Annotated in this window: 25 protein-coding genes; 6 read left to right on the forward strand and 19 right to left on the reverse strand. The window is 59.7% G+C overall.

Features of this window, described 5'->3' with window-relative positions:
- Both KWG56_RS18240 and KWG56_RS18245 read left to right on the forward strand, forming a co-directional pair.
- Entirely contained in the window at positions 1 to 1,428 is a 1,428-nt protein-coding gene (locus tag KWG56_RS18240; protein WP_201101124.1) for a conjugal transfer protein TraH, read from the forward strand.
- Positions 1,429 to 1,433: 5 nt separating this feature from the next.
- Entirely contained in the window at positions 1,434 to 4,466 is a 3,033-nt protein-coding gene (locus KWG56_RS18245) for a conjugal transfer protein TraG N-terminal domain-containing protein (RefSeq protein ID WP_219373706.1), read from the forward strand.
- A gap of 53 nt (positions 4,467 to 4,519) precedes the next feature.
- On the opposite strand, the gene KWG56_RS18250 is transcribed toward KWG56_RS18245, so the two are convergent.
- Positions 4,520 to 4,825, reverse strand: coding sequence for a hypothetical protein (locus tag KWG56_RS18250; RefSeq protein WP_219373707.1), 306 nt, complete (start codon positions 4,823 to 4,825; stop codon positions 4,520 to 4,522).
- Positions 4,826 to 4,987: 162 nt separating this feature from the next.
- On the opposite strand from KWG56_RS18250, the gene KWG56_RS18255 reads away from it, so the two are divergent.
- Both KWG56_RS18255 and KWG56_RS18260 read left to right on the forward strand, forming a co-directional pair.
- Positions 4,988 to 5,644 carry a hypothetical protein gene (locus KWG56_RS18255; protein ID WP_219373708.1) on the forward strand — a complete coding sequence of 219 codons (657 nt, stop codon included), beginning with the start codon at positions 4,988 to 4,990 and terminating at the stop codon, positions 5,642 to 5,644.
- A 77-nt stretch (positions 5,645 to 5,721) separates the two neighbouring features.
- On the forward strand, positions 5,722 to 6,153 hold the full coding sequence (locus KWG56_RS18260; RefSeq protein ID WP_201101119.1) for a hypothetical protein: 432 nt from the start codon (positions 5,722 to 5,724) through the stop codon (positions 6,151 to 6,153).
- A 469-nt stretch (positions 6,154 to 6,622) separates the two neighbouring features.
- Here the strand turns inward: KWG56_RS18260 and KWG56_RS18265 are convergent, their stop codons facing one another.
- The 6 genes from KWG56_RS18265 to KWG56_RS18290 form a co-directional block, all read right to left on the reverse strand.
- A complete protein-coding gene (locus KWG56_RS18265; RefSeq protein WP_201101118.1) occupies positions 6,623 to 6,853 on the reverse strand; it encodes a hypothetical protein in 231 nt (76 codons plus the stop codon).
- Entirely contained in the window at positions 6,850 to 8,226 is a 1,377-nt protein-coding gene (locus tag KWG56_RS18270; RefSeq protein WP_219373709.1) for a DUF4942 domain-containing protein, read from the reverse strand. The genes KWG56_RS18265 and KWG56_RS18270 overlap by 4 nt, the downstream gene beginning before the upstream one ends.
- Positions 8,223 to 8,990, reverse strand: a complete 768-nt coding sequence (locus KWG56_RS18275) for a DUF5131 family protein (RefSeq protein WP_219373710.1) — start codon at positions 8,988 to 8,990, stop codon at positions 8,223 to 8,225. Before KWG56_RS18275 ends, KWG56_RS18270 begins: the two co-directional genes overlap by 4 nt.
- Positions 8,990 to 9,805: a Mom family adenine methylcarbamoylation protein gene (locus KWG56_RS18280; RefSeq protein WP_201101115.1), complete on the reverse strand. Its 816-nt coding sequence runs from the start codon at positions 9,803 to 9,805 to the stop codon at positions 8,990 to 8,992. The genes KWG56_RS18275 and KWG56_RS18280 overlap by 1 nt, the downstream gene beginning before the upstream one ends.
- Positions 9,806 to 9,817: 12 nt before the next feature.
- Positions 9,818 to 10,000 (reverse strand): hypothetical protein, encoded by a 183-nt coding sequence (locus KWG56_RS18285; protein WP_201101114.1) that lies wholly within the window; start codon positions 9,998 to 10,000, stop codon positions 9,818 to 9,820.
- Positions 10,001 to 10,073: 73 nt separating this feature from the next.
- A complete protein-coding gene (locus KWG56_RS18290) occupies positions 10,074 to 11,000 on the reverse strand; it encodes a hypothetical protein (protein ID WP_219373711.1) in 927 nt (308 codons plus the stop codon).
- Between the two features lie 486 nt (positions 11,001 to 11,486).
- Between KWG56_RS18290 and KWG56_RS18295 the strand changes: the two genes are divergently transcribed.
- Positions 11,487 to 11,903, forward strand: coding sequence for a LexA family protein (locus KWG56_RS18295; protein ID WP_201101112.1), 417 nt, complete (start codon positions 11,487 to 11,489; stop codon positions 11,901 to 11,903).
- Positions 11,900 to 13,156, forward strand: a complete 1,257-nt coding sequence (locus KWG56_RS18300; protein WP_219373712.1) for a Y-family DNA polymerase — start codon at positions 11,900 to 11,902, stop codon at positions 13,154 to 13,156. The genes KWG56_RS18295 and KWG56_RS18300 overlap by 4 nt, the downstream gene beginning before the upstream one ends.
- A 1,427-nt stretch (positions 13,157 to 14,583) precedes the next feature.
- Here KWG56_RS18300 and KWG56_RS18305 read toward each other — a convergent pair.
- From KWG56_RS18305 to mobF, 12 genes are all read right to left on the reverse strand, one after another.
- Positions 14,584 to 14,883 carry a hypothetical protein gene (locus tag KWG56_RS18305; RefSeq protein WP_219373713.1) on the reverse strand — a complete coding sequence of 100 codons (300 nt, stop codon included), beginning with the start codon at positions 14,881 to 14,883 and terminating at the stop codon, positions 14,584 to 14,586.
- A 264-nt stretch (positions 14,884 to 15,147) separates the two neighbouring features.
- Positions 15,148 to 15,549, reverse strand: a complete 402-nt coding sequence (locus tag KWG56_RS18310; protein WP_219373714.1) for a hypothetical protein — start codon at positions 15,547 to 15,549, stop codon at positions 15,148 to 15,150.
- On the reverse strand, positions 15,546 to 15,923 hold the full coding sequence (locus KWG56_RS18315; protein WP_219373715.1) for a helix-turn-helix domain-containing protein: 378 nt from the start codon (positions 15,921 to 15,923) through the stop codon (positions 15,546 to 15,548). Before KWG56_RS18315 ends, KWG56_RS18310 begins: the two co-directional genes overlap by 4 nt.
- A gap of 12 nt (positions 15,924 to 15,935) precedes the next feature.
- On the reverse strand, positions 15,936 to 16,190 hold the full coding sequence (locus KWG56_RS18320) for a hypothetical protein (protein ID WP_219373716.1): 255 nt from the start codon (positions 16,188 to 16,190) through the stop codon (positions 15,936 to 15,938).
- 154 nt (positions 16,191 to 16,344) lie between these two features.
- Positions 16,345 to 17,619 carry a DUF7146 domain-containing protein gene (locus KWG56_RS18325; protein ID WP_219373717.1) on the reverse strand — a complete coding sequence of 425 codons (1,275 nt, stop codon included), beginning with the start codon at positions 17,617 to 17,619 and terminating at the stop codon, positions 16,345 to 16,347.
- Position 17,620: 1 nt separating this feature from the next.
- Positions 17,621 to 17,983 (reverse strand): hypothetical protein, encoded by a 363-nt coding sequence (locus KWG56_RS18330; protein ID WP_219373718.1) that lies wholly within the window; start codon positions 17,981 to 17,983, stop codon positions 17,621 to 17,623.
- A gap of 13 nt (positions 17,984 to 17,996) precedes the next feature.
- Positions 17,997 to 18,338, reverse strand: coding sequence for a hypothetical protein (locus KWG56_RS18335; RefSeq protein ID WP_219373719.1), 342 nt, complete (start codon positions 18,336 to 18,338; stop codon positions 17,997 to 17,999).
- Positions 18,339 to 18,363: 25 nt separating this feature from the next.
- The gene (locus tag KWG56_RS18340; RefSeq protein WP_219373720.1) at positions 18,364 to 18,672 is read right to left on the reverse strand and encodes a hypothetical protein; all 309 of its coding nucleotides are present in this window, start codon (positions 18,670 to 18,672) and stop codon (positions 18,364 to 18,366) included.
- Positions 18,669 to 19,073, reverse strand: a complete 405-nt coding sequence (locus KWG56_RS18345) for a hypothetical protein (protein ID WP_219373721.1) — start codon at positions 19,071 to 19,073, stop codon at positions 18,669 to 18,671. Before KWG56_RS18345 ends, KWG56_RS18340 begins: the two co-directional genes overlap by 4 nt.
- A gap of 108 nt (positions 19,074 to 19,181) precedes the next feature.
- Complete coding sequence (locus tag KWG56_RS18350) at positions 19,182 to 19,532, reverse strand: hypothetical protein (RefSeq protein WP_201101103.1); 351 nt, start codon at positions 19,530 to 19,532, stop codon at positions 19,182 to 19,184.
- Positions 19,529 to 19,750: a hypothetical protein gene (locus tag KWG56_RS18355; RefSeq protein ID WP_201101102.1), complete on the reverse strand. Its 222-nt coding sequence runs from the start codon at positions 19,748 to 19,750 to the stop codon at positions 19,529 to 19,531. Before KWG56_RS18355 ends, KWG56_RS18350 begins: the two co-directional genes overlap by 4 nt.
- A gap of 78 nt (positions 19,751 to 19,828) precedes the next feature.
- A complete protein-coding gene (mobF, locus tag KWG56_RS18360) occupies positions 19,829 to 22,921 on the reverse strand; it encodes a MobF family relaxase (RefSeq protein ID WP_219373722.1) in 3,093 nt (1,030 codons plus the stop codon).
- Between the last annotated feature and the right edge of the window lie 2 nt (positions 22,922 to 22,923).

Genomic DNA, 22,923 nt, shown 5'->3' on the forward strand with positions numbered 1-22,923 from the left:
ATGGCCAAGTCCTCGATCTTCAAAAAGACCCGCAACATCGCCCTGGCGGTCGCCACGTCCACGACGGTTCTATGCTGGACGGCCAATGTTCAGGCTGACGTGAACTCCAGCATGAACGCCTATTGGTCGAGCTCTCTGGGATCTGCGAACATCACGGGCCCTACCGCCTACCAGGGGCAAAGTGCGGGCTATTACACCCTCGGCAACGCCGCTTTCCGTGGACCCCAGGAAACGTCGCAGATCGCGTCAATCCAAATGCCCTCCGTAAGGGCAGGGTGCGGCGGGATCGACATATTCAGCGGCGGGTTCAGCTTCATCAACTCTGACCAGATCGTCGCACAGATGAAGGCGATCGCTTCCAACGCAATCTCCTATGCCTTCATGCTGGCGCTCAAGACGCTTTCTCCGATCGTCGCTGACCAGATCGAGAGCCTATCGAAGCTCGCGAATGACGTGAACCAGTTCAACATGAACAGCTGCCAGCAGGCCCAGACGCTTGTCGGCGGCCTGTGGGGTCGTTCGGACACAGCGTCCAACCAGATCTGTCAGGACCTCTCGACGCACAGGGGTTATTTTTCGGACCGGGTTGCCGCAAAGCACGGCTGCGGAAAAAACCTGACGCAGAACCTGAATCAACTGCCAGACGCCGATAAGGCAGTCCTGCCGATCAACAAGAACCTGGCGTGGGAAGCCTCAAAGCAGCACCCCCTCCTCAAGAGTGACCGTGGCCTTGCAGAGCTCTTCATGACGCTGACCGGCACGATCATCTATCGGTGCCCTAACGACAACGGTTGCATCGTGGACGTGCTGCCTGGTGTCGGATCGGATGACGGCGTCATCACAAAACTGCTCGATGGCGGACCGTTGCGTCTTCACCAATGCAACGAACTCGAAGCCTGCCTCCAGCCGGTGAAGTTTGGAAAGACCGAAACGGTTTCTCAGTCTGCAGCCCTGCGTCGCCGGGTTGAGGTCATGCTGCGTTCGATCACGACCAAGATCCAGGCTCGACAAGCGCTATCGGCTGAAGAGCAAGACTTCCTGAACATGGTCACGCTGCCGGTCTATAAGATGGCCAGCGTCTTCGTTGCGCATGAACGATCGCTGGCCGGCAACACAATGGCTCAGTATTCGGACATCATCGCGCTCGATCTGACAATCACATGGATTGAGCGGTCGGTGTCGCAGCTCGAAGCTGGATCCCGCAATCTGCAGGGCATCGACCAGGAGCAGCTTCGCGACTGGCGAGCGAGCATCGACCAGCTGCGCAGCCAACTGACAGAAAAGCAGATGTTGCTTCGCGGACAGACGACTTCGGTCGAGGCGATGATTGCCCGATCGCAGGCGGCCGAACGCGTGATCGCCGCGCGTGTCGGTAGCCGGATCGCTGATAGCGTCACCTTCGCCTCAAACCTTGTCCCGGCTGGATAAGACAGATGCACGAGATCGTTGTTTACGGCGGCGGCGCCATCTACCGCGATGTCCTCCAGGGCGTCGCGCTTATGTCGGGCGCCAATGGCCTCTCGACGCTGCTTCGCATTGCGATGCTGCTCGGGCTGATCATCACCATTTTCAAAATGGCCTTCGACCTCGACGTGAAGTCGGCGTTCAAGTGGTTCCTGACCTCTATGGTGATCTTCAACCTGATGTGGGTGCCGAAGGCGCAGGTCCACATTACGGATCGCTTCGACCCATCTTTGACGGGCGCGGATGTGGCGAATGTGCCGATTGCCCTGGCCGTCGTCAGCAGCATCACGTTCAAGGTGGGCGACCGGGTGACGAAGCTCGCGGAGCAGGCCTACTCGCAGCCTGCAGACGTGGCCTATACGAAGACAGGAATGATCTTCGGCGCGAAGGTGTTCGAACGTCTGCGGACGGCTCAGATCTCAGATCCGCGCTTTGACCAAAACCTTCGTAGCTTCGTCAAAGGCTGCATCTATTACGACCTTCTGGAGGGGCATTACACAGCCGGGGAGCTGGCGAGACAGAACGACCTTTGGACCTACGTGACAGTCACAAGAGGCACGAACCCTGGCCGCTCGCTGGAATACGTGAACACCTCGGGAAGCTCGGATATCATCAGCTGCACCACGGCGGCCCAACGTCTGAACTCCGAATGGAGCGCTACGCTTTCGAGCTCCATCAGCCTGTTCCAAAAGCGGCTTCGGCCGGAACTGCCCGAGTCTCAGCTTCAGAGTGCATTTCTTCAGGAAATGGGCGCCCTGCACCCAATGATGGTCGGGGCATCCCGCGACGCCACCAACACCTTCCAGCAGGTCTTGATGATCAATGCAGTGCGGCGCGGCGTGCCAGGTTTCTCGGCGGAGGCCGGTAACGACGCGATGGGAGTCTTTGCGGAAACGCAGGCTGAGCTTCACACCCGCAACCAGCAACGCCTTATGGGCGGCGTCGCAGAAAAAGCCGTGCCGCTTCTGAAGATTCTTACAGAGTTGCTCATCCTCGGGATCTTCCCGGTGATCTTCCCGGCCATGCTCCTGCCAGGCATGACGATGCGGATCATGCAGGGCTATTTCGGCGGGTTCCTATACCTGCAGCTCTGGGGTCCGATGTACGTGATCCTCCACACGATCATGATGTGGAAATCGGCCGTCGATACCGCGGCTGCAACATACATTCCCGGCGCGACGGCGGGGCTGAAACTTGCGAACCTGGAGGCCGTTAGCGGGCTGAATGCGGAGATCGCATCGCTTGCTGGCTATCTGTCTCTCTCGATCCCTGTCTTGGCTTCGACCATTGCATTTGCCGGCGCTGCAGCTGTCGGCAAGGGCGGTGAATCCTTCATGGCGAGCTTCAGGGGCGGCGCCGAGGCGGCGGCGGGAACAGCCACCACTGGCAATGTCAGCATCGGCAACACGGCCTATGCGAACCATTCGTTCAACAACCTGTCTGGGATGCGCCAGAGCACGTCGGCCGAGCTCGACTTTGGCCGTACCGGCTATGTCGATAGTGGGCTGAACCGGATCGAAACCAACGCCGACGGATCTGTCAGCGTGACGAAGGCTGCACAGTCTCAAACGGCGGTGAATGTCCGACATAGCGAGGGAATATCCGCAGCCGCGGTCCAGGCCGCGTCTGAACGGCGGCAAGAGTCGGTCGATATTCAGCACTCATATTCCGAAGCAAGGACCAGAGCCGGATCGGAGCTAACCGAGTTCACGCAAAACTGGGCGAAGGGAACCTCGTCAACCTGGACACAGGGCCGAGATAACCGGGAAAGCTGGGGTGCAACGGAACAGCAGATGGATAGCCAGGCTCAAACTCTATCCAGAAACTTCGGCATCCAACACCAAGACGCCAAAGCCATCGTCGCAGCAACCGCCCTTGAAGCGTATGGGCAAGCCGGGCTCAGCTCCGGGATCTTCAAGCAGGCTGGTATCGACGTGTCGGCTGGCGGTAAGCTGAGCATGAGCGCCAGCGGTTCCAGGTCATCGACAGCCTCAGAAACCGACGCGCTCAATGCGGCTCGTGCCTCGTTGTCTAGCCAATCCTTCACTGACCGCTTTGACCAATCAACGGCCAACTACGCCTCAGAGGCCTTTTCTAGAACGCAAAGTGCCTCAACGTCTGAAGCGCTTAAGCGAACTGACACATTCACCTCCTCGCGCTCAGTAACGGACGCTATTAGTCGTGCTGAGGGGCTGGCCCGTGCATATGAGGAACGAGCAGATCTAACCCGGAGCCAAGGGGCCTCGGCCGAGATCAATTATGCCAATGCGTTTGAAGGCTACGCGATCAACCAACTGGTCGGCCGCCGAGACGCCTACGGTGCCGAAATCGACGCAGACAGGGCGAGAGGTATCCTTGCAGGCCATTCCATGGCCGATATGAACCTGGTTCACGAGGTCACAGGCAGTTTCCACAGGGACATGGCGACCCGCATCGACACGCCCGAACTGATCGAACGCAATCAGAACCTTGCTCAGAAGGCAGAAGCTGCCGATCCCGGACCTGTTCGTGTTCTTCAGGAGGTGACCGGCGCAGACCTGAAGGCCGGCCTTGGGCGCGGATCAGAAGGCCGTCCTGGCGAAAGCTTCCGAATGGACGAACCAGCACAGGCGACGTCAAACACAACGCCATCTCAATCAACAGCGAGACCGTCTGGAAGCGGGCTGAGAAGCATGGAAATTCAACCGCCCGAGGCTGCAGCACCCGGACCAGGATGGGCGGGTCCCTCAGCCCTTCAGCCCGGTTTCTCGTCTCCGCTCCGGGACAGCATCCGTGGTGACACCGCTGCTGTAGGAGAGGCACTGGCTGCACGGCGGACGCCTGACTTCGCCAAAGGCGGCGGCCGTGCATTGGGTGAAGTATTTAGCGATGTCGATCCTAAGACTCGTGTGCTCGCCAACGCGACCGGCGCGCTGTTTGACCGCGAAGGAGCGCACCCCCAAGGCCACCAGGCCGCCCAAAATGCTGGTGGGCGATTGGGTCGGCGTTACCGTGGACAATGAAAAGGGGGCGCTGCGTGAGCAGCGCCCCCCTCAGGCCTTGCGAAGAGCTAAGTCTATTTTGGCAACGCCTTCATAATCCGCAGCAACCTGAAGACGATGAAAATCGGGATCCCGGCGAAAATGCCGGGAAAGAGGAAGAACGATAGCCCAACAAGGCCGGCGACCCAGCCGCCGCCCAGGAAACCAATCACTGTCGCGCCAAGTCCGATCAGAAAGAAAATCGAGATGAAGACACTGCAGATGCAGATGCCGACTATGCAGTTGGTGCGATGGATCTTTGGGTCAAGAACCACGCCTGCCAGGGCATTCATCGTCGCCTGAGCACGGGGGTCGAGCTGCATTCCAGGACTCGTATTCATGTCAGCTCCTCCTTGAGCAATGTTCTCCGAATGTTCTGACACAGTTTCTCAACCCCCGCTAGTCAGCGCAACCCGAAATCACACGCGATGAAATCTGCAGCCGCAACCTAGAACCCGCATATGTCGGGCATGTATTACAGCTAAGCATAGCAGGAGATGCACATGAAGAACTCCCTTAAAGCCCTGGCCCTGGCCGCCGTCGTCGGCGTCGGCATGGCCTCGGCCGCCGAAGCGCAAAACAGAAGCCGCTCGTATCAGGCCTACGCGGTGATCGACCTGCAGACCGATGCCCCAAAGGCTCGCCTTATCGACGCTGCAGAGCGTGCCCTGAGCGGATATGCCTCCGACTTGAATACCTCGCGCCCGATCGCCGTCCAGACGCCGGAACGCCCTGGCCGCTTTAAGCTCGAAAATCCGCTGGGAGAGAATAGCCGTCTCGGCGCGCTGGCGGCCCTGGGAGGCGTCAGCGCCCAGTCGTTTATGATCGCGACGTGCGACGGCGCCGTGTGGGTCGCCAACCTGACGAGATCTATTTCAGGGAGCCAGCAGATGCGGGCGACGCTCTGCCTCTTCCCCTATGCGAATGATCAACGCCAAGGCTACCACCTCAATCTGTTCGTCAATGACACGGCTGAATCTGGCGGCGGGCTGTCCCAGCGCTTTGGACGTGCGGTCGCAGGCCGTCTGGTCGGCACCCCACAGGAGTTTACCGAACGGATGCTGAAGGACACCGTTTTTGCGATGGAAGGGGCTTCAGGAGCCTCTGCCGTGCTGATCGAGGGTGAACCTGAAATCCCCGGCCTCGCCTGGAAGCGGTAAACCCGATTGGACAAAGGGGGGGGGCGGCTGATCCGGTTCAGTCGCCCTTTTGAATTCAGCGACAAACCGAGGGCGCGATGACCGAAACTCTATACTACATCGACAGATATTCCGACGAGGTGGTGCCCTGTGATTGCCGACTGCAGTCCTGGGCGGAATGGCTTTCCAAGCCTGATGAACAGTGGGAACGCCCCGAAGCTGCAGCAGACGGTGAGACGTTTAGCGCCTCATCGCTCACGGTCCTGGGTGACGTGCGAGTGGAATGGATCGACGGAGCATGGCGAGCTGCTGGCCCGATCCCTGAAGGCACCGACAGCTACCATCTTCGACCCTACGAGGGCTCTAAAGGCTGGAACGCCGACTTCGCGGGCCCAACCATTGCTGATGCGACGGATTGCATCGAGCCCGATGAAGGCCCCCTCTGGTTCGCCTGCACGCGAACCGATCCCGACGTAGTCCTGATCTATCGCGCGGACGGCCCCGCACTCAGCATCGCTGAACGGAACTGAAACAAAACCGATTCTGAATTAGAGCAGGCCAACCGCTCCCTGAGCGGTGGCGGCGAGAAAAAACCTACCGAGAGGAAGGCTCAAGGGCAGTGAAGGGAAGGGGCCTGGCTGCAGCCGCAGGCGAAGGCGGGAAGGGCCCCTGCACTGCGCCGCAGGCGTCCCCTTGAACCATTCCTAGTCTCCTGCGGGCCTTGGCCCGGCGCCCACAGATACCCCGGCTTGAATCTCTTCAAGGCTTTGCCGAAGTGCAGCCAGAAGCCCAATGGCTCGCGGATCTGGGATGCCAGCAAGAATGCTCGCCCGCACCCGTTTGCATGTCCTGGGCGCGATCCCAGTTAAATCGGACAGGGGGATAGCCCAATGTTCGCCCCACAGCCGACTGCAGGCGCCCTGCAGCGCGAGTTCCTCTGCAGAACTGTCGGGTTGAATATCCGCCATAGAGGCTGACCCTATCAATGAAATCGCTTCGTCAGGACTTCTGGCGAAGAGACGCCCTGCGGGCAATGTCCTTCAGGAGTGGCCGCAGCTTCTCGATGTCATAAGGATCGCAACCCGCCGCTCTCATCTCGGCTGCTGTCGTAAGCCCTGCTTCTTCGAGCACCTCTGCAGCCAGGGTGTCGTCATGATCAACAATCTGAGCTGCAGCCACGACCATGCCAACGGGTATTCCCTTTTTGGCTTCGTCTGACAGGGGCATCATGAACCTCTCACTGGAATTGTGACGATGCAGGTGTTGATGTTCGTGCCGACGCTCGCGAACGATCGAGCGGGTAGATCACGGATCCGTCCACCCGATGCCTCGATCAACGAGCGCAACTCGACATAGTCAGCGTCTTCCTTGAAGACGATCCCGGCTGACATGATGGCCACGAGGCGCCCACCTGGTGCGACAAAACGCAGGGCGTGCCTAACGTGGTCAACGTCTCGGCCGTCGCAGAATGGTGGGTTCATGATGACGCGGTCGAACCGCCCGATCACTGACGGATCCTGAGCGAGGAAATCATCATGGATCACCCGAACGACGCCGGCGAGATCCTGCAGCTTCCCGATGTGTTGTTGATCGAGCTCCACGACCGTCACCTGCGCGCCGGCGTCGATGGCACGGCGGGCGAGATTACCGCACCCAGCGCTGGGCTCGAGCACGCTCATGCCGTCTTTGATCATAGCCGCATCCATGACCTCGGCCGCGGGGGCATCGGGTGTCGGGAAGTAGCTGAAATGGCGTGCGGGAGCGCGCTGCTCTGGTGCGGCTGCTTTCTTCTGACGGCTATCAGCGAGTACGGCGCCGTAGTAGTCGGCCAGGAGCTCGTTGACCTTCAGTAAGAGGTCATCCCGCTTGAACCACACATGAAGGTTCCCGTTTTTGAAGACGCGCACCCGAAAATAATCGTCCTCGGCCGCGAAAGCGCTAGCGTGCAAGCTGCTCGGCCGAGCAGCGTCGATCACACCCAAGATTCCGTCGCCGCGATCAGGATGTTGTTTCCTATCGAGCACGTAGAAGGTCCGCTCGACGTCCCGGAACTTTGCCTCAGCTCCATATCCGTAGGCCCAGGAGCCGTGTTCGTTGAATGCACGAGTGAGCACGATCCGCGACCCAATCTTAAAGCCATCGTGAGACTTGAACCTGCGGTCGAGGCTTGAAAAGGATTCAGCGATCCCGCGCTTGAAGATGGTGGGCGCATCCGCGAAGAGCCCCCCCATCGTAGCGCGGCATGTGTCAGCCGAAACTTCTGGGGGATCGTCCCGGAGCTGGGCCTCAAACTGCTTCTTGGTCGTCTGGTCCATGAGCCGCTCCATGCCGCTGACAGACAGAAGATGACGCCATGCCGCCCGATCGAGGTCCTGCCGCGTCTCCTTCAGGAATCGCGCCCGGCCCTGCGGCCCTCGTTCAGAAAGGCGCTGGCCAGTGCCACGAAAATAGGGGGTGGGCTGTGAAGGCGCTGCCTTTGCCATGTGTTCAAGGGCAAGCTCGATCATGTCGAATGCCTCGCCGAAGAGGCGCAGGCTTTCGTTACGGTGGCCCTCGATCAGTTCGAGGGGCGCAGCGAGCACCAGGTCGGATCCGGGCGTCATTGCGCCACCTTTGCGATCTTCGGCCTGTCGAAGTAAGTCTGGCCATCCAGCTCAGCGCCGCCTTTGTCAGCACCCCGGCCGCCGTTCTGCTTGAAGTTGAACACGCGTCCAAGGTCTAGGCACTGGCCGCGCATCGAGCGCGGCCAGGCGGGATCCATCCGCCTCGCATTCGGTCCGCTTTCGCCGCCGACGATAATCCAGTCAGGGGCGTTCCGATCGAGGACCACAGGGCCAAGCAACGGCTCGAAACTGGCAAACGTGAAAAGCGGTGATCGCTGGGCGGCCACGGCCACAAGCTTGAGCCGGTCGCGGTCGTATTCAGCCTGGTTCGCCATTGTCGCGCCGATAGCGACGTTGCGAGGTAGGGCGTGCCCACCTCGTGCGGGATCGGTCATCTTGAGGACGTTGCCAATCCGCTTCGTGAGCAGCAGCCACACCAGATTCGGCGTCGCCTCGATCAGGTCGAAGAGATCCTTACGCCAAGCTGGGTCAACCTCGTTGTCGAAAACATCGGCCAGGGAAGCGCAGAACACGAACGGACGGTTGTCGTCCTGGGCTGCGGCTCGGTCCCATTTGCGCGGGTCTTTCCAGTTATTGTCGCTTGTGCGAACACGCGCCGCGCCGGGGCCCCAGCTGACCCGCTTAAGCCGATGGTCCATCCGCTGTTCTGCATAGCAGTGATCGCAAGCCGGACTGACCTTTGTGCATCCCATCCACGGATTGAACGTGTGGTCGCACCATTCGATTGTAGAAAACTGACCCATCAGTGAATATCCGCCGGATAGGCGCGAACGGTCTTTGCCCGTCCAGCCAGACGCGCAGCGTGCGTCAAAGGAAAAACATAGACGTGGTTGCCCGGGTGCCTGCGGCGTCCGAGGAAGCCACTGGCAATCAGGCCCGCGTACCACTCTCGCAAGTCGTCGGCCGAGGGGGGCGCTGGTGCGCCCGCCCGAACAAGTTGGTCGACAGCGTATCGGTAACCCTGCTCTCGGTTCTGGATCTTCGACGCCGCCCGCCCGGAAAATATCTGCCCGGAAGGCAATACGTGGTGGGTGCGCGGACCTGCGCGCCCTCGATATTGCGCGGACATTGCCTGATAGACCCGCCCTATGTGACCCGGCTTGATGACCTGGCCAGAAGCGTCACGGCGCTCGATGGGATCAGCGTATGATACAACGCTAATAATCTCGGGCTTGGTCTGCCGGAGAAGCCTATTGGCACGCGATAGGAAAAAGGTTTCGCCGTTCCCTGCCACGTCGTCCAAAAGCACAAAGCGCCCCAGCTCGGCCCCGGCGTTTGCGTCAACGCCTGTATGGACGGGGACAACCTTGTTGTTCATTGGAACGGAGTAGGTGGCAACACCTACAAGACGAGCCTTCCGGCCGGTCTGGTCGAACAAGCCGACCGACAAGCGCGAGGCCGGAAAGCTGCTAGAGTAATGGTGAGCCTCCACAAAAGGCCTCGCCTGACGGTCGCAGTCGATCAAATCAACGGCGTAATCCGAAACACGAATAGTCGAACTAGCTTGAACGAAACGGGTGCGTCGTTCGCGCCAGCGCTGAGAGCGGGAAGTAAGCATTACGACTAACCGTCAGTGCAGTTCGAGAACAGTTACGTCGTCCTCGTCATCCGCCCCGGCGTCTTCGTCTTCCGCTTCCGCAGTTCCGGCCCCCAGGTCGAAAACCTCTGCGATTTCGTCAGAGCTCCAGCCAGCGTCGACGCAATAGCCGATCCAGACGGAGCGTCGGGGATGGGGGCTCAAGGCATTGGTCATTCTGTTCGGTCCTTCCGAAGGCCGCGCGGCAAAGGCCACTTGGCGCTGTGAAAACGATGGGTTCAGAGTGGCGCTAGCTGGCCAGCGCACCAGTTGGGATCAGCGCAACAAGAGTTCGGTATTCTGGAAGCCGCTGGGCCGATATTCGCTGTCGGGTGGCAGTGGCGCCTTCGTTGCCGCCCCAAGCCAGCCGCCATAGCGTCCTGTCGCCTGCTGGCTTGGCTGAAGCATAGAACCGCCCTTTGCGCCCATCACGTAGATCGACCTGGATCTCTGCCCGTCGCCATACAGGGTCGCCCGCAAGCGCAATCCGCGCCTTCAGCCCGGCCCCGCGCAGCGCCCGATAGACATTAGGGATCGAGTGCGGATCTGCGATCACCTTGGCGGGGACAATGGTACGACGCCGCCTAACAGCCGGATCGGGGTCGAAGTCCTGGGGACGGGGGCGAGCCATAAACGACGGCGACGCCACGTCGGCTTGCCACAGATCCTTCAAGGAAGGCGGAGCATTGGAAGTTAGCGACCAGCGGCCTTCAGCCCTGACCCATGCCCTTTTGCCGCTGGCCAGAGAGATGCGGTCTGCAAGATCATCGAACTGCCGCACGAGCTGCGCCTTGCGCTCGATGTTCACCTCGGAGCCTATCGCGCGGGCCAACCGCTGCAGCCGGTATTCGAAATCCATAGCTGTTACTGGCTCAGATCCAGGAAATCTCTCGCCCCTGGAATGGTGGTGCCGTTCGGATGATATCGAGGCCCATGTTTTGATGACCTCGACTGAATCCACCAGGTCGGCAGTCAGTGGGCCAATCGTGGTGTCCAGGAGATCGCCGGGCACCCGAGTGAGAAGAAAGGCCATGCCGGCGACGCTCATATAAGCGCCGTCATGGACCAGGCCGTCACGCATCCGAACGCGAATGCGATCCCGAGTCTCAATGCCCGCAAAAGAAGGATGATACGCCGCGTTGGCGTCAATGTGCTGCACGTCCGCGAGCAGGCTCATGTTCGGTACTTCCAAATCACCGCGCGGCTCAAGCCACTTGGATAAGACCAGAACCTAACAAGAACACACATGAAATGCAACGGTGAAGCCTGAAGAAGAGCACCGCCCCCCTGATCCAAAATAAGAGCAGGCCAACCGCTCGCTGAGCGGTGGCGGCGAGAAAAACCTACCGAGAGGAAGGCTCAAGGGCAGTGAAGGGAAGGGGGCCTGGCTGCAGCCACAGGCGAAGGCGGGAAGGGCCCCTGCACTGCGCCGCAGGCGTTCCCTTGAACCTTTCTCTGCCTGGAGAACGGCGCCCGGTGCCATTTGAGTTGCGGAATGGTGCGAAAATATTGCGCAAACGGCCATAATCATTGCGCGGACCCATTCGAGGCCAGCGAGACGATCAGATCTGCCCTCCAGAACAAACGCGGAACAAACCGCTTGAACTCCGTGTTTGGACGCCGTAGAGCGCCGCCCCTGATGGACGCGGAACGGAGCTGAAGAATGAGCGCCCCTGCTGCACCCCTGATCCCGTTGATGGGCGCCCACGTTTGTGCGGGGTTCCCGTCGCCTGCAGACGACTATGTGGAAGAAGCGCTGGACCCTGCTTCGTTGATCGTTACGAACCCGATCAGCACCTTCATGTGGCGCGTGGCCGGTGAAAGTATGATTTCCGCCGGCATCCTGGATGGAGATTACATCGTGGTCGACCGCAGCCTGAAGCCGAGAGACAAGGATGCGGTCGTAGCGATCATTGACGGCCAACCAAGCGTCAAACGCGTGGTGAAGCGAGGCCGAGGGCTGGCCCTGGAATTCGCCAATCCTGCGATGGTGCCACTCGAATTGGACGAGACCTCGGAGGCAAGCATCTGGGGGGTGGTGACCTGGTCATTGACCCCGCACCGCCCGTTGTCACGATGAAGGTCTATGCCCTGTCAGACGGCAACAGCTTCTATTGCAGCTGTGAACGGGTATTCGATCCACGCCTTGAAGGGCGACCAGTGATCGTCCTTTCGAACAATGATGGCTGCGCGGTAGCCCTGACGCCCGAAGCCAAAGCGCTCGGACTGAAGATGGGAGACCCGTGGTTCCAGATCAGAGACCAGTGCTCCGCCCAGGGCGTCGAGGCCCGATCTTCGAACTACGTCCTCTATGGCGACATGAGCCGCAGAGTGAACGAGATTTATCGCCAGTTCTCCGACGAGGTTGAGGTGTATTCGATAGACGAGTCCTTTCTTGATTTTTCGTCGGTCGCCGACCCGGTCGTCCTTTCGAAGGAGATGAAGGCACGTGTGCTGCGCTGGACGGGCATACCGACGCGGATTGGGCTGGGCCCGACGCGAGTGCTGGCCAAGGCCGCAAATCACCTCGCCAAGAAGCGCGCCGAACTCGAGGGCATCTGCGACCTGACCACGGCGGCGGCTCGCAATCGCTATCTTCGGCTGCTGCCGATCGAGGATGTCTGGGGCGTCGGCCGAGCGTCAACGACCAAGCTGAAGAAGTTGGGCCTGACGACTGCCGCAGACCTGAGGGACATGGACCCTCGCCATGCCCGAGCTGTTCTGAGCCTGACCGGCGAGCGCCTGGTGCGCGAGCTGAACGCCGTTCATTGCTCAGACCTGGAGTTGGAGCCGCCGACGCGAAAAGGGATCGCTGTTACGCGTTCATTCGGCAAGCCAATCACGACCCTGGATGAAATGCTGCAGGCGACGGCCTTCTATGCCACCCGAGCCGGGGAGAAGCTGAGAATGCACGGTGTGCAGACGACCCATGTGCAGGTCTTCATGCACACGAGCCGGTTTTCAGATGGCCCGGCGCGATCCGTGTCAGGGATCGCGCGAACCGTGGCGCCGACGGCGGACACGCTTGAACTAGTGCGTGCTTCAGGAGAGGCGACGCGCAGGCTGTGGGCGCCTGGCTATCGCTACGCCAAAGCGGGAATTCTGCTCAATGACCTCGTGCCGGCCGCCGATGTATCTGGGACGTTATTCGACCGGCCGGACCCGCGCCGCGAAGCATTGATGGTGGCGATCGACGACGTGAACCGTCGGTTCGGACGCGGATCAGTTTCACCAGCAAGGGGCGGCCTATCGCGGCGCTGGGCACTCAAAGCCGAAATGAAAAGCCCAGCCTATACAACCCGCCTTTCGGAAACACCGATAGCAAGGGCCTAGCCGTAAGGGACTGCGTCACTCGGAAGCCCATTGTCCACGGCCAAGATTACGATCTCTCCAATACTGCAATAGAGTAATGTTACGATACCATACTGAGCCTATCTCATCAGCGACATGAGACGGCGTTCCTATCCCGTAATGGCCGCCAAAAAAATGTCTGAGTTGTTCCATTCGCTGCATTCCAATGGGGTCGGCTGTATATTCCTCGACCCCCCATCGAAAGAAATCGCGACACACAATAAAGTCGTGACGCTGACGCATCCAACGAGTAAGGCCCGCGACCAAATCACGGGGCCGACGAGGACAACTATCAAGCGCCATGTCTAATACATCGTCCCCATTGTCTATAGGGCGAAGAAAAAGGTCAAAAAGCGCTGCAGCCTGCCATGCCCTGGGCGAAGGGACGAAGCCAATAATCCCGTCAGGAGTGATCCCGATGAAACGGCCGAGCTGCTCTCCATCTACGATTGATACGGCCTGGCATAAAGGCTCAGCCTGCCAGCGAGTTTTGGCATTTGTCTGGTAGTCCGAGAGGACCTGGTGAGCCTCGGCCTTCAAACCCTCGCGTCTAACGTCAGCTTCGGCTTGCTCCGCGGCCAACTGGCGCTGTCTTATCTCTGCGCTTTTACGTCTCTGATCTAACTCCGCCCACTGTCGCCTCCTTACGTCGGCTCTATTTGCAAGTTCAGCGTTGATGTCCCTGGTGGACCGCGCCCGCGCGTCCGCCTGCGCGCGAAGCCTGCGCCGTTGTTCTTTGACGAAGACCTTCCTGGCATTGCGAAAGGCGGGGCGCGCCTTTGCGCGCGCTAAGCGGGCATATCTGTCACCCGTCGGATCACTAATCCACCGACGACCTGCGGTCATACAAAGATAGTCCCTGGCTTCCTCATAAGTCATAAGGGCCAGTCGGGACGAAACGTGAAGTTCTATCGCATGGTAGCCGTGGTGCCGCAGGGCCGCTCCTTTAGGGTTGTCGGTTTTATGTGCGACATGGATTTCGATGGCGAGCGCGTGGGGGGAGCGATTGGCTCTCCGTGCAGTGGTCATTACGTCCACGCGGTGACCGCTCCCTATAGTAACCTCCTGGCGGCCCTGCTGAAGAGTGACGTAGGCAGGTGCCGCAAGCGTCTCAGTAGTAAGGCTTCCGTTTGTATTGGGCCAACGGCGGCAAATCCGCGCTGGCAAAAGCAGCGTCAGCCCCTCCGATAGAATCTGCTTGGCAACACGATGTGCGACGGACTCTAAGCCGCCGCCACAGTTAAGGTCGACAGAATGCCGGAAATGCTTCGCTCGTATGTCTGGAAGCACTGGTACGATCGCGTTTAGGCATTCAGGACACCGCAGCCCGCGCAACACGGTCAAATCACCTGAGGTAATACAGTGAAGCTGGCGCGTAACCGGGTGTTCACCCCAAGCGAAACGGACCGTCATGTGACGGCGCCCCATTCGCGATCTTCGGCCTCGTTGCCGATAGCCTCGATCCAGCGCCTGCAGTTCTCGATAGTAAAGTCTAAAAACGCCACGTCGATTCCGTAGGGATTTGTGACCCATAGCAGGTTGTCGGGAGCTAGGCCGAAGACATAGCCGTCAACTTCGGCTCTCCGATCCTCTCTTAACAGTCCGTAGAGCGCCTCTGCCGGCAACTGCGATCTGATTGACAGCGTCGTCACTGTTGCAGTGCCCGATCTCTTTGCTAAGGTCGCGTGCCGCCAATCAGGCGGTAACACGACATCCTCCACTGGAAGGGCTCGCGCCTAAATGCGCGGGCCCTTTTCAGCCAGATCGCGAGCCAATCGCGGCAAGTTTTGTTGTCGAGAGGTTCTGACCGGCCTTGCTAGACACCGTGTCCGAACGATCCGACAGGACGCCGATAAGCGCCTGGGCCAAAAGGCCAAGGATGATCAATAGAAGGAGGATCACCGTGAACCACGCCGAAGGGCAGGTATCATTGTCGGGAACTCCATTTCCTCGTTGATTATTGTTTATCGCCGTCAAATCCCTGCGCTCCCTGCACCTTGGCCGGATCTCTCAGGATTGCAGACATGTCGGCTCACACCTTCAGCGTCCGGCGCCGTGCGTGGGGTGAGCACCCCACCCTTCATCGCGAGCCACTCACAACCATTCCTGTTGTCGAGATAGATCGCAACGTCCGATGTCCCACGGTCAATTCGTGTGAAGCCGTTGACTGCATCATCAGCGATCCGCGCAGAGTAGGCCGCCTTCTCAGCGGCCTGGCGAACGAGATCAGCCTTCGTCATCGTGTGGATATAAAGAAAAGAACCAGCAAAGAGAACGACTACCAGGACAGAGACCTGGAAGGCGTAGTTGGTAAGTATTCGAACTAATGAAGCCCTGAACGTTCTCGTTCGCGCGACTGGACGTTCACGGCTCACGCGGCCATCCCCTCGACGAGGGTTAGTAGCGCCGCCTGCTTATCTCTCGAGAGGATACTGTAACCGGCTAATAACCTCGCCGCCCCAGGCTGTGCGATCATGGCCGAAGGGCCGTTTGCGTGCTCCAGTTCGCCCAAGAGATCTGAGCCAGTAGTTTTCAGGACCGCTGCAATACGAAGCAGGCGAGCCGACGAGATACGGTTGTTGCCGCGCTCGTATTTCTGGACCTGTTGGAACGTGACGCCGACGCCATTGGCTAGTTGCGCCTGGGTTATTCTTAAGGCCTCACGCCGGGCTCGAACTCGACCGCCGATTTCAATGTCGACTGGGTCAACTAGCGCCTGGGAGGGGATTGCTGGTCTAGAACGGGCCATCAGTAAGTCCTATTACTTCGCACGGCAGATCGGGTTGCCATTTCCATCCAAATGCTGAGACAGTGAGCGGATACTCTGACCGCTCCACTCGCATCCGGTCGCTGTATTCAAATAGATGCCGATCGGATCGTCGGTCGAGTTAAGGCGTTCCAGACCATTCGGAACCTGGGAGGAGGGGAACAACTTACCCCCGAAGTCCGCACTGGCGACCACCACAGCTAGCACCGCCGCCAGAATGGCAAGCCAAATGGGAATCTGAGTATCCAACTTTAATCTCCAAGTGGTCATAAGAATGCGCAGGCATAACCGTAACTATGCAATCATCACACGCGCTAGTGGAGTGATACCAGACTGAATCCCTAAGCGCATATTGGGCGCATTTTTACGCCACGCATCGTTACAGCGGGCTTGAGCAAGCCTCTTAAGCGTCCAGATCGACGGGAACGGGCCTGACTTCATCATGAAAACGATCGAGCATCGCCACCCTTAATCGTCCGTCGCTCAGGCCCGCGAAAGAAGCCTGCAGCTGGTCGTTCAAATCCATCCCAGATGGCGGAATGGCAAAGGCGCAACCCGTGCAACCGGCGCTCAACCAAGCATCAGCCGATAGGATGGCGCAGATAGCGGCCCTGGATCTCCCGTCCAGCTTCATCAGCGTAAAATCTGAGCCCGTATGCGTTCGCGCCTTCACCTGGATCTCGTTGTTGTCCATGTCGAGGCATATGATCGGGCCGTCCCACGGGTTGTCGGGCGGACTCGGCCAGACAAACGCGGGGTACGCCGGGTTCGACCGAAGATCCGAGAGATCGACCCGTCCTAGATCGTCAGCGAGCCAGAGGCCCTGCAAGGCCTTCAGCCCCAGGGTGGCGACGGGTCGGGCAGGGGCGCCATACATGATGGCGGCGGATCCAACCGTCTCGATGCCTTCGCCGACAATCAGCTGACCTGGGCCGTTGGGTGGAGCGAGCCACACGCCGCCATATCGCAAGACACCGTTTGGATCCGCGCGGCGCTCTGGCCCCCAAACCTTCTTTTGAGGAACAAGGTCGGACTTACCCTGACCATCCTTCGCAAGGTAGGTGACCGCTACGCCCCCGGTGGGGCCCCAGGGCGTCATGATCAATCCGATCAGCGCCGGCGCATATCGTTTTTCCTTGCCACGACCGGAGTGATAGGCGGCCGGATGAAAACGCAGCACTGAAAGGGCGTTCTGCAGGACTAGGCCCCGGAAGCCCCGAAACCGTAGATAGACCTCCGCCAAGGTCCCGGCCGCGCCAGTCGCGTCCCGCCACAGGCGGACGGCTTGCTCGTTTTTGAAAGCCTGTAACGCGGCGTTGGCCTTCAAAGTCCTGTCGAGGTCAACGTGCTTCCTGTCCGTCTCGGAAATATCCATGTTGAGGAGGCGCATGGCGGCGTCCCTTGCCGTCTGGCCTTCCTTGCCGCGAAGAGCGTGTTCGAGGTCGATCACGTCTCCGCTGTTGGGATGGCACGAATGACAGCGCCACCGCGTGTCATCCTTCTCGACCTGGAAGGCGCCAGCCCATTTCTCGCCAGCCTTGTAGCGCGCCAATGAGGCCGCGCAGATCGGGCAAGGGCCGCGGAGTCCCTTTCCCTCACGATGAAGGAGCTGGACCCCGAGAACCTGCGAGATCGCGACCCGGCGCCGCGCATCGGCAAAGAGGGTCGAATCCGACATCTTAGGCGACCTGGGGGAGTTGCCAGTCTCTAGGCAAGCGGAGCGTCAGTCCATCGTCTGTCGAATGGACGTCCAGGTTGACGCCTTTTTCCTGATCGGCCGTCGGCCGCGTCGGCCGCAACTCCAGTGAGGAGAGAACCAGGCTCTTGCCACGCGACACCAACCGATAGTCGCCGTCTTTCGTGGACTCGATACGAATATAGGTGTGCCTGCCATCAACGGCGGTCAGGACGCTGACCTTACCAGCTTCCAGACCACACTTTCCCAGCAACTGCTCAGGCAGGGTGAGCGTAGCGACCTTGGCCTTTGCGGCGAGCCTCGGCGCGACATTTGAGCCGAAACGGGGGAGGGGCTTAAATTCCATTTTTGTAGGCCTTCTATTGATTGGAGAGCGATGAACGGGACGGGGTGATTTCCTGGTCGGCCCAGCGAGACATGACCTCAAGCAATCGCTCCGATGCTGGGAGGCTGACTGCGGGCGGGTATTTCGCACGCCAGACCGACAGGATGTGGTCGACTTCGGGACGCTGCGGCGCACTGCTGCACATCTCGTCGTCACCGAACCGGAGACGAGTGTGCAGGCTGTGCGCGGCCATTGCCGCCTCAAGCGGATCGCGCTTGGCCCATTGGCGGATGATGGAAGCTTCTAATGCGTCAGGCCGGGCCTGCAGGGCTTCAAACAGCACAACGGGCATGGCGCAATTGTCGTTTGCGGGCATTGAAACAGTGGTCCTGGAAAGAAACTCAAGCATCGAAAAGCGAGGCCGCCCATTCGTCGCAGGCGCTTAGTTGCGCCTCGGGCGCCATAGGCTGGCCTGCAGGCTCGCGCAGTGCCTTCCAGTCCCTGAAGGCTTGCTTCTGGGCGCGCTGCGCCGCCATACGATCAGTGTCGCCCTGGTCGCTATCCTGTAAAGCTCGCAGAAGAACGTCCGCCTCCTGAGCGGCTGTTACTGGATCAAGGGCCTGAAGCTCGCGAATGATAGCCGCGACTTCAGATGGCGTCCTTTGATCCCGAAGGAACGCATTCAAACGAGGTCGATTAAGCGACTTCATTGCCATGGCCCGCTGTAGTCGCGAGTAGCGACCATACGCTTGACGCGCAAAAACATTACCACAACAACTGCGGCCGTTATTACCTGATTGACTAGAACGACAAGCGCGAGCCGGTAAGCCAGCTCAACCGTAGCGGGATTCTTGGTAAGAAAACCAGCTATGGACATTGCACCGAATAGAAAACAGACAAACCAAAGAGTGGTGCTCGCCCAATAACCCAAAACCCGATCATGCAACCTATTCGAGACCAAAGAGGTCAGCCCGCAAGCCGTAAGAGCCATAATCGTCAATGACGGCACATGCACTGCAATACCTAAAGCCAGCATCATTGAACTGATAACAAAGCCCAACCCCGATGCCCGAAGTCCATTATGGTCGCTAACTTGTACTCTGCTATTCATTCTGAAGGTCCTCGAGGTCATTCATAAACGCCTTGCCGAAGGGTAACCCCTTGATGTTCAAGGGAAATATCCTCTAATTATGATTATACGAAACCGGGACTGTTCCAGTTAGAACGGGTTTCCGAGTTTGATCTGCAGTAGCCCCAACAGGCCCAGGCAGACGGGAAAGCCGATTAGCGCCACCCGCAGTACAGGGCGCGGATACAAGAATGGGATCGCTCGACCGGCCCAGGTCGCCATTACGGTCAGCAACCAAACGGTGCCGAAGAGAACACCGACATAGGCCCTGACAGCCGGATCGTCGGTGCGGGCGATTAAGGCCCCAACGAGCACGTAAGCACCGGCCTGAGCTGCGAGGATCACGAGGTGGATTGGCCGCAGCGCCAACCTCTCCCTGAGCGTCGGGCCTGGTCCGAAAGCACGGGCACGGCTCGCAGCCTTGCTCTGCCACTCGATCATGACAGCGCTCCGTCCGCTGGCAATTCGAGATTGTAGTCGCTGAGCACCTCCGCGCCGCGATCAAGGAAATCGGCGGTCGCTTCGGGGTGCTCGATCAGGAAGAACAAAAACGTGCCCGCAAACAGAGAGCTCGTGACGCTACTTCCAGCCGCAAGATCGGTCGCGACTGATGCAATCTTACTCATCAAATGGTCAGGCATAGCTTGGGTCGTCGTCATGTAATGAACCAGTCCAGGTGAAAGCCGAGGCGAATACGACTGATAAAAGAGGTCAGCCGCGAGCTGATAGTCGGGGGGTTACAAACTGTAGTCGTTGCCCTTCTCGGGCTCCTTGGTCCGGGCGAGCTCAGGTGTTTTCTGTGGCGCCAACTCAAGCGACCGCTCCGGCTGTTGCTTCGGTGCGCCGTCCTTGGACAAGTCTGGCGTCTCTGGCGTTTTGGGCGATTGCTGACCGGGCGCGGGCGAGAGCGTGGCGTCTTTTGCAAGCGCGGGCTGCTGGCCAGCCTGGTCTTGGGCGATAGCCTGCACAACGGACGAGAGCTCGCGACTGGCGATCAGGTTGAGGCCGTCCTGCTTGTTCAGCCGCATCGTGAGACGCTGAACATCATCGGTGATCAGGCGGAACCCCTCGGCAGTACGGGAAAGCTGCACATAGAGGCGGCTGGCCGTAGCCGCCTCGCCGTGGTTTGAGCCCAGCGCGGCGATCACGTCCCGATACGTCTTGCCCTGGGAACGGTCTGCAGTTTCGGCGTAGCCGTAGCTCACAAACTTCAGCGCCGGGTCGTCAGCGCGGAGAACGTGCTGTTTTCCGTCTTCATCGCGGATCGTCCATTTGTCGTCACGGACCCCTTCAACGGTGAAGCGCTGGCCGACCTTGAACTCACGTTCAACGGCGCCGGTCTTCTTGTCCTTGGACTGGCTATGACGATCCCAGACCATCTGGTCGCCCTGACGGACCTCCAGGTCTTTCTTCAGATAGGGCTCAAAGTAGGAATTACGTGACGCCTCCATCGCGCCCAGGTCGACGTTGAACCCCTTCCCCGCCTTGTCCTGAAGGAGCAGGACGTTGTTTCGCAAATCACGACCGACAACGGTCACATGCGCGTCGCGCTTGACGCCGCTGGCCGTATGGGCGCGATGGAAAACGAGAATGTGGCCTTCTCTGTAGTTTTCGGCGCGGTGCTTAGCCGCTCCTGACATTCGTGCAGATCGGAGCGCGTCATGCTGCTGGCCATCACCCAGCACGCCCTCCTCGATCAGGGTCTTTCGCACCTCGGCGGCCACCGCCCCGCGCAATGCGTTGGTCGGGACGATTATGCGCGGATCCTTGCCCTCGGCTCGACCAGCGGACCAGGCCGCATGAATGGCCTTTGCATAGTCGCGGTCACCAACATTGAGGCCGATCGCTGAGATGTGCCGCTGAATGCCTCGAACGGCCGGCGACACATTGCCCTTCGAAAGGTGCTTCACGGCTTCCAGCAGAACGGGATCCTTCTGGCGCCGAATATTGTCCATGACGGTATGCTGAAGACCGTTGGCCAGGGCGTGACGGAAAGGCGCGCCCGCTTCAGGCGACCCGAGTTGTCGTTCGTCGCCGACAAAGATGGCGCGCTTGATATTCGTGACCTCGACCGCACGCTGCAGCCGGTCCATCTGGGAATTGCTCTGCATGGACGATTCATCGACCAGCAGCGTCTTTGAACTGTACGAGGCCCTCATTTTCTCCAGACCGACGCCGCCACGCGCAACCGTCCGTTCGACGTTGAGGAGGAACGATTCAATCGTGCGGCTCTCGATGCCAGCTTCTTTGAAGAGCACCTGGGCGGCGTCGTGCTGGGCGGCGAGCCCTATGAATTCGTCGTTCTTGGCGGCGACCTTGAGCACCTTGAACATGGTGGTCTTGCCGACGCCGGCCGACCCCTGAACGCCCACATAGCGATCGGCGCTGGTGAGCACTGCGATGGCGGCCGAGCGTTGGCTGTCATCTAGCTTGATGCCTACGGACGGATCATTCTCGGCACGAGCAATCTGAACAGGGGCCGTCGCCTCGGTGAACGACGGGGTAACGTGACCCTTGGTCGCCTCGATCCGCGAGATGACCTGTCTTTCGAGAGCGAGCGCATTTTTGGTTGTAAGGCCATCCAGAACGGTCTTGTCCGCCTTTTGCAGACGCCCATCGCCCTGCAGGGCATGACGGGAGGCTAGAATCTGACCGGCCGTGATCCCCGCTGGAGCAATTCGAATAGCCTCGGCCAGGACCTCATGTTTCGAGAATACGGTTTTGGACTGCTCGAAAACGCGCACGGCATAGCTGAAGGCACGAGCTGCGCCTTTGCGTTGAGGTGCCTGGCTGTTGGGATTGGAGTATTGGTCATCCCCTGAAGGCGAGTACCCAGCCGATGCGCGCTGCTGAGCAACCCTGACAGAAACCTCGTCGGAGGCGATGCCAGAGGTTTGCGGCGTCAGATCATGTCCCTGCGACTTGCCTTGGGCGTTACCGACGATGGATCCGAGGTCCAGCCCGACTTGCTTGGCTGTCTCTTGCCAGCGCGCCTCCAACTCCTGGCGCGGATGATCGAGTTTCTTGGGCCTGTCCTTCAGCACCATCACTTCACGCTCAGAGGGCGTCAGAGGCCGACCCTTTTCGCGTTCCGCGGTCTTAATCTTGGCCTCGATGTCGAGATGCCGCTGGGAGAAAGCCTCAACCTTAGCGCGGTTGACGCCCGCGATCTCGAACGTGCCCTCCCTATCCTTCACAACGTCGTAGCCCAGCGCCATGACGCGGCTGGCCAATGACGCCTGATAGACAAGGCCAGGGGTCTTGAAATTCTTGTAGAGGTGCGATGTTTCGAGCGCGCGCCAGGTCTTGGTGTCGCTGTCGTAGGTCCGATTTGCCACGACGTTGTGAGAGTGAACCTGCGGGTCGCCTGCACGCGAGGTTTGGTGTTCGGTTGTGGCGAACACGAGATTGCCAGTCCGAACCTCCTTGACCGTGCCATCGCCTTGGCGGACGCGGGTGATCGAGAAATCCTTTTCGACGTACCCCATGGCATCTTTGACAGCCTCGCGATGGGCCTCAAGCAAGCGTCTATCGCCGCCGACAAGGGCCATGACAGACACGGTCTTGGGTGCGCTAAAAGTGAGATCCCATCCGGGCCGGTGGCGATCGTTGACCTTGCCAACTTCACCGTCGTTGAAAGCCGGGTGGCTCCCATTGAGGACAGACCGAAACTGTTCCGGGCTGGACAACCCGGAAAGGCCCGCGGTTTCGGAGCCCTTGCCACCCCACGTAAGTCCGGGGCTGTCGGCCTCTCCGGTGACGTAATAGTCGTCTTTGCCGTAATAGTTAGCGGCGCCGCCTGCGGACTTGATGCTGCTGATGCTGAGCATGA

It is taken from the genome of Brevundimonas nasdae, assembly GCF_019395145.1.
GTDB classification, from domain to species: Bacteria; Pseudomonadota; Alphaproteobacteria; order Caulobacterales; family Caulobacteraceae; genus Brevundimonas; species Brevundimonas nasdae.